The sequence below is a fragment of the Streptomyces sp. rh34 genome, from assembly GCF_002551245.1.
In the GTDB taxonomy this organism is placed as follows: Bacteria; Actinomycetota; Actinomycetes; order Streptomycetales; family Streptomycetaceae; genus Streptomyces.
This window is the reverse complement of the sequence record NZ_NTGZ01000616.1, coordinates 1-405: the sequence shown is the minus strand read 5'-3', so window position 1 is coordinate 405 and position 405 is coordinate 1. Positions and strand designations below refer to the sequence as shown.

1 protein-coding gene and 1 pseudogene are annotated in these 405 nt (G+C 76.0%); both read left to right on the top strand.

Annotated features, from left to right (window positions below):
• Positions 1-148 (top strand): FAD-dependent oxidoreductase (locus CR470_RS38490; protein WP_179892535.1); only part of this gene is annotated, 148 nt, incomplete at its 5' end.
• A pseudogene (locus tag CR470_RS38485) lies at positions 145-405 on the top strand (polyprenyl synthetase family protein); the annotation flags it as partial. The gene CR470_RS38490 and the pseudogene CR470_RS38485, both read left to right, overlap by 4 nt.

Below are 405 nucleotides of genomic sequence, written 5' to 3'. Positions count from 1 at the left end.
GCCCGGCCTCCAGCTGGCGGGGGCCTGGACCGACACCGGCTGGCCCGCGACGATGGAGGGCGCCGTGCGCAGCGGCGCCGGCGCCGCCGACGCGGCGCTCCACGACCTCGGCCGTCCCCCAGGACATCCGCTGCAGGAGGCGGCATGAGCAGTACCACCGGAACAAGAGGAGAGTCTGTGACCCCGGCGAATCCGGCTTTCGACACCGTGGCGGACACCGCGGACGTCACCGCGCTTCTGGAGCGCGGACGAGCCCTGTCAGCGCCGGTCCTGCGGGCTGCCGTGGGCCGGCTCGCGCCGCCCATGGACACCGTCGCCGCCTACCACTTCGGCTGGATCGACGCCGAGGGGCGGCCCTCGGACGGCGACGGCGGCAAGGCCGTGCGGCCCGCGCTCGCCCTGCTG